This is a genomic window from Fusibacter sp., from assembly GCF_057447755.1.
The window spans coordinates 1-6361 of the sequence record NZ_JBVBZF010000206.1; the positions used below are offsets into that span (position 1 = coordinate 1).

Here is a 6361-nt window from a genome sequence, read left to right on the forward strand (position 1 = left end):
AATATGAGCCGTTTGGATCAACTTGAAAAACAAATGCGCAATAACTATGACATGAACATCAAGAGTCAGGTCGAGATCATCGTGTCAGAGCTAGAGGGAATCGAAAATCAGGTGAAAAAAGGAACTCTAACACCTTCGGAAGCTAAAACCGTTGCCGGAGATGTCATCCGAAATGCCAAGTATGGGGAAAGTGGCTATTTTTGGGCAGATACACTTGATGGTGTCAACGTTGTATTATTAGGAAAAGAAGATGTAGAAGGCAAGACTAGAATTGATCTAGAAGATAAACAGGGCAATATGATTATCCAAGACTTTATCAAAATCGCCAAAGCAGATGGCGAGGGATTCTATGATTACTACTTCCCAAGACCTGGTGAAGAGGAAGCCCTTCCAAAGCGTGCTTATGTCAAATTATATGAGCCATATGGCTGGATTATTGGTACTGGTAATTACATCGATGATATCGATGCCTTTATCTTAAATGAAAGAACAATCGTACAAGAGGATGTGAGAAGAGTACTAATCTTATTATCCGCATTTATTATTGTCGGACTTGGGATCGGTTTTGCCGTTTCATTTATCACAAGTAACTCAATTTCAAAACCAATTTTGGCATTGGCCGAATTGGTGGATAAGACGTCCAATCTCAATATCAGAAACGATGATTCTTACGATTATCTTGTGAATTACAAGGATGAACGTGGCATCATAGCGCGTTCAATAGCCAATTTAAGAAATGTATTGAGAGAGTTGATCAGCGAAATGCATGAGGATTCTAAGCTCCTAACGGGTTCCTACAACGAGTTGAACACCATTGTTTCGGAAGGTAGAGAAGGGATTGACGCAGTGACACAAACGGTTGCTGATTTTGCTAAAGGGGCAACAGAGCAAGCTGAAGATGCTCAAAAAGCTGCTATGAACATGGGCAGTCTCGCCAATGAAATCAACTTAAGCGTAAAAAGTGCAGAGCATTTAAGAGGCTATACAAGTGAAGTTTCTGAGAATAATACACTTGGTGTCAAGCTCATCAGTGAGCTCGATGAGAAATTTAAGGGCACAAAAGAAGCCAATGCAAGCTTAAATAAAAACGTAGGCACTTTAACTGTAAAATCATCGTCTATTGTCCAGATCACAAATACCATTCAGCAGATCGCTGAGCAGACCAACCTATTGGCACTTAATGCAGCGATTGAAGCAGCTAGAGCAGGTGAAGCTGGCAGAGGTTTTGCAGTAGTTGCCGATGAAATCAGGAAGTTAGCAGAAGAGACTTCAAAATCAACCTTGCAGATTGATCAAATTATCAATGAAATCCTAGGGGAGATTGGCGATACTGAAACCAACATGAAGCATGCAAACTCAGCGATTGAGGTTTCGGAAGGCGTTTTACAGAAAGTTCAGTCCGCTTTTGAAGCGATTGAAAAATCCATGATTGATACGATTAAGCAACTGGATAATATTACGGTAAGCGTTCAAAATGTAGATCAAAACAAAGATAAGGCAATTGAATCAATAGATGGCATATCAGCAGTTACTGAAGAAAATGCCGCGGCTGCAGAAGAAATCTATGCGACAATGGATACTCAAGCTGATTTGATGCGCAGTATTCAAGAAAATGCCACAGATGTGGGTAAAATTGCAAATACCTTAACAGAAATCATTCAGAGATTTACAGTTTAAGCGTTTAAGGCATTAATTGGCAATATTAAATCATCAAATAAAAAGAGAGCACACAAACCACTTTACATTGTGGAGGGTGTGCTCTTTTAATATGGCATTAACAAATTTTATTATACGATTTTTGTGGTCCATTCCTCCAAATTCCAGACATCGGTTACAATATCTCTATAGAATTCAGGCTCATGGCTGATGAGTAATATGGAGCCCTTGTAGCTTTGAAGCGCTCTCTTGAGCTCTGCCTTAGCATCAACGTCCAAGTGGTTTGTCGGCTCATCCAGAATTAAGAAGTTGGTCTCTCGATTGATGAGTTTACAGAGTCTTACTTTGGCTTGCTCGCCGCCACTTAAAACTACGATTTTACTTTCGATATGCTGCGTAGTCAAGCCACACTTTGCAAGTGCTGCTCTAACCTCATATTGCGTTAATGAAGGGAAAGACTCCCATACTTCTTCAATACAAGTCTTGTAGTTGGCATCTTTTATTTCTTGCTCAAAGTAACCTATGTGGAGAAACTCACCAAGCTCTACTTGACCAGATAAGCCTTTGATTTCACCGATGATACTCTTGAGTAAGGTGGTCTTTCCAAGACCATTTGCACCTGTGATGGCAATCTTTTGACCTCTTTCCATAAGGAGGTTTAGCGGACTGCATAATGGATCATCATAGCCAATCACCAGGTCGGTTACTTTAAAAAGAAGCTTACCACTGGTACGTGCCAATTTAAAATTGAACTCAGGTTTTGGCTTTTCTCTTGCTAGTTCAATAACATCCATTTTGTCCAATTTCTTCTGTCTTGACATGGCCATGTTTCGAGTGGAAACACGCGCCTTGTTTCTTGCAACAAAGTCTTCAAGTTCAGAAATCTCTTGTTGCTGTTGCTTATAAGCAGATTCAAGCTGTTTCTTCTTTACCTCAAAGATTCTCATAAAGTTATCGTAATCCCCAACATAACGGTTGAGTTCTTGATTGTGCATGTGATAAACGAGATTGATGACGCTGTTTAAAAATGGTATATCATGTGAAATGAGGATAAAGGCATTTTCATATTCTTGAAGGTAACGCTTAAGCCATTCAATATGCTCTTCATCCAAGTAGTTTGTCGGCTCATCCAGCAAGAGGATGTCTGGCTTTTCTAAAAGGAGCTTCGCCAGAAGAATTTTAGTACGTTGACCACCACTAAGACTTTCAACAGGTTTATCAAGACCAATGTCCAAAAGGCCGAGGCCTCTTGCAATATCATTGACTTTTGCATCGATGACATAAAAGTCATTGTGGTTTAAAATATCTTGGATTGTGCCAACTTCTTCCATTAAAAGGTTAAGCTCATCTTCATCAACGTCACCCATTTTCATATACATGTCGTTCATTTCTGCTTCTAAATCAAAGAGATATTTGAAGGCATTGTCGAGTACATTTTTTATCGTCATGCCTTTTTCAAGGACAGTATGCTGGTCTAAGTAACCAACACGTACGCGTTTTGACCATTCTATGGTACCTTCATCTGGTTCAAGTTTATGGGTTATGATATTCATAAAAGTGGATTTACCCTCACCATTGGCGCCAATGAGTCCGATATGCTCTCCCATTAAGAGTCTAAAAGATACGTTATTAAATATTGCACGATCGCCAAAGCCGTGGCTCAAATTCTTTACAGTTAAAATACTCATATAAAATCCTTTCTTTAAGTCCCAATAGTCCTTTGATATTATATAATAAAAGATGTTAAAAAAGCAAAAATAATTCGAAAATTTTTTAAATTATATAAAGTGAGGCGGTCCATATGAAAATAAAGAGTATTAAACCACTTGAAACATTGAAATATCTAAAGGCATACGGCATACACTATTTAACTAAAAATGGCAATGAAGCCTATTGGGAACTCGTCTCAAGAGCGGGACTTGACCGCCTTGAGCGTGAAATTTATGAGGGGGAAGTCTTTACGGATGGGGCCATGATCGTTGCAAGTAATTATGAGAGAACCTGTGTGGTGATGATCAAAGAGTTCAGGGTGTCAGCAGGCAGGTACATTTATATGTTTCCAGCAGGCCTGATTGATGAAGGTGAAAATATCGAAGATGCCAGTGTAAGAGAATTTAAGGAAGAAACCGGGTTGATCTTTGAACCTAAGCACATATCAAGGGCGAGGTATGTCTCTGTCGGCATAGTGAATGAACGTGTCAATGTGGCTTATGGCTATTATTCTGGAACGCCAACCAAGGCCTATCAATCAGAGCATGAGGATGCAGATATTGTCATCGTCGATCGGGCTATGGCAAGAGATATTTTATCAAATGAAGAAATCAGCATCAGGTCTGCCCTTATCCTTGAGAATTTCTTTAAACTAAATGCATTTATCGAGGGCGAGTTCTGAATATGTTAGAAGGAAATAAAATGGGGTAATCTTATTAAAGTAAAAAGGAGGCCATAGAAGATGAATGCTCTAGAAGTGAAAGCCTATTTAATGAAACTGGATGAAGCCTTTTGCAAGTCGGTTGGACAAGGGGGCATTGAAGCTTGGGTGACGCAATTTGCAGAGGATGGTATCATGGTCAATGCCAAGGGAGACATCATTAGAGGCCATGACATGATTAGGGAAGCCATGACAGGTCTGTTTAAACTCAACCAACTCAAGTTTGTTTGGACGCCAATCGATGCCAGTGTCTCTACATGTGGCACACTTGGTTATACATATGGTGATTATGTGAGAACTTATGTGGATGAAGCGGGAAAACTGGTTGAAGCAAGTGGACGTTACACAACCATTTGGCGGAAGCAAATGGATGGCACTTGGTTAATTGAACTGGATACTGGCAATTAAACATAGGGGATTTTGGATGTATCATCCAAATATTAAGGGGGTAGTATGGACAATAAGAAACTGATGACGGGTAATCAAGCCATCGCAAGGGGTTTTTATGAAGCAGGCGGACATGTTGCGACAAGTTATCCTGGGTCGCCAACGGTGGAAATTATCGACACCATAAAAAGGCATCATAAGGCAGGATACGCTGAATTTTCTGTAAATGAAAAAGTAGCCCTAGAGGTTGGTATTGGCAGTAGCATGGCTGGTGCAAGGACACTGGTTGCCATGAAGCATGTTGGCGTCAATATTGCGGCAGATCCTTTAATGACTTTTACGCAAACCAAGACCAAAGGCGGTTTTATCTTGGTCTCCGGAGATGATCCAGGGATGGCGAGTTCTCAAAATGAACAGGATAACAGGCTGTTTGCAAAATTTGCCAATATGCCGGTTTTAGATCCTTCCACTAGCCAAGAGGCAAAAGAAATGACCAAGCTTGGATTTGAAATTAGTGAAAAATATCAGACGCCTGTGATGCTTAGAATTACATCAAGGCTTTGTCACAGTAGAAGTCATGTCTTTATTGAAGACCGGATAGAACATAGTATCAAAGGCTTCGAAAGGGATATTTCCAATTTTGGGATGATCCCACCCTATACCTTTGATAAGCAATACCATATGAAAGATCGAATTCTTGCCCTACAGAAGGATTTGGAACAAGATGCTATAAGTCTTAATCGCTATGAGGCATTAGAGGACTCAAAGGTTCTTATCATCACATCTGGATTGGTCTATGAGCATTATAAAGCCTTAGAACTCCCTTATAGTGTCTACAAGCTGGGTATGGTATATCCATTGCCGATTGAGGCTATTAGAAAGCTGTCAAAGACTTATGAAAGCATCATTGTCATAGAAGAAATGATGCCATTTATAGAAGACCAGCTTAAGCTTGCGGGTATAGAGTGTTGTGGAAAAGAATATTTTTCTTTTACAGGAGAGCTGGATATTCAAGACATTAGGGCTGGTTTTGAAAAAGCAAATCTCCTTAAAAATGATTTGAGTCACCATGCGCTTCAAAGTCACGACCAAACTTCAGAAGAAGTAATTGGCAGATTGCCCATGTTCTGCGCTGGCTGTCCTCATAGACCTGTATTTGATATTCTCAAAAAATCTAAAAAAAATGTTATTGGCGACATCGGCTGTTACTCCATGGGCATATTGTATCCCCTAGAAGTGCTGGATACAGTCATTAGTATGGGGGCTTCCATTGGCATGATGAAGGGGATTAGCAAGGCACATCAACTTGCCAATAAAAACGAACCGCTTGTGGCAGTCATAGGCGATGGCACTTTTTATCACTCGGGCATGACGGGTCTTGTGAATTTACTACATCAGTTAGATCCAGAAGAGAACATGACCCTGATCATCTTGAACAATGCAACAACTGCCATGACAGGCGGACAGCCAACGGCAAGCTCAGGTGTGTATAATCAAAGTGATGACATGCATGTGGATATGCCAAAATTGATAGAGGCTATGGGATTTGAACGGGTTAAGGTTGTCGATCAGTTCGCTTATAAGGAAGCTAAACAGATTATTGATGGCGAGATTGCATATAAAGGCCTCAGTATCGTCATTACGACGAGACCATGTGCCCTAAAATATAAAATAAAAGAGCCTATTTACTATGTAGACCCAAGCATTTGCATCGGTTGTAGAAGCTGTGTCAAAACAAACTGTCCACCAATTCACATGAAAGCCTATGAAGGGATTGATAAGCTCAAGTCTTCTATAGACCCGTCAATGTGTGTTGGTTGTTCTGTGTGCTCACAGGTATGCCCGGTAAATGCAATTAAATCGACAAGAGAGGAGGCGTAAGATGAA

At 40.3% G+C, this 6361-nt stretch carries 5 protein-coding genes; 4 read left to right on the plus strand and 1 reads right to left on the minus strand.

Going from position 1 to position 6361, the window contains the following annotated elements:
* On the plus strand, nt 1-1677 hold a 1677-nt coding region (locus tag AC220I_RS16500; protein ID WP_486724959.1), incomplete at its 5' end, for a methyl-accepting chemotaxis protein.
* 110 nt (nt 1678-1787) lie between these two features.
* Here AC220I_RS16500 and AC220I_RS16505 read toward each other — a convergent pair.
* A complete protein-coding gene (locus AC220I_RS16505; RefSeq protein ID WP_486724960.1) occupies nt 1788-3344 on the minus strand; it encodes an ABC-F family ATP-binding cassette domain-containing protein in 1557 nt (518 codons plus the stop codon).
* Nucleotides 3345-3457: 113 nt separating this feature from the next.
* Between AC220I_RS16505 and AC220I_RS16510 the strand changes: the two genes are divergently transcribed.
* The 3 genes from AC220I_RS16510 to AC220I_RS16520 are packed head-to-tail and all read left to right on the plus strand — an operon-like array spanning nt 3458 to nt 6355.
* Nucleotides 3458-4048 carry an NUDIX hydrolase gene (locus AC220I_RS16510; protein ID WP_486724961.1) on the plus strand — a complete coding sequence of 197 codons (591 nt, stop codon included), beginning with the start codon at nt 3458-3460 and terminating at the stop codon, nt 4046-4048.
* Nucleotides 4049-4108: 60 nt separating this feature from the next.
* Nucleotides 4109-4495, plus strand: coding sequence for a YybH family protein (locus AC220I_RS16515; protein WP_486724962.1), 387 nt, complete (start codon nt 4109-4111; stop codon nt 4493-4495).
* 45 nt (nt 4496-4540) lie between these two features.
* Complete coding sequence (locus tag AC220I_RS16520) at nt 4541-6355, plus strand: thiamine pyrophosphate-dependent enzyme (protein ID WP_486724963.1); 1815 nt, start codon at nt 4541-4543, stop codon at nt 6353-6355.
* Nucleotides 6356-6361: the final 6 nt, after the last annotated feature.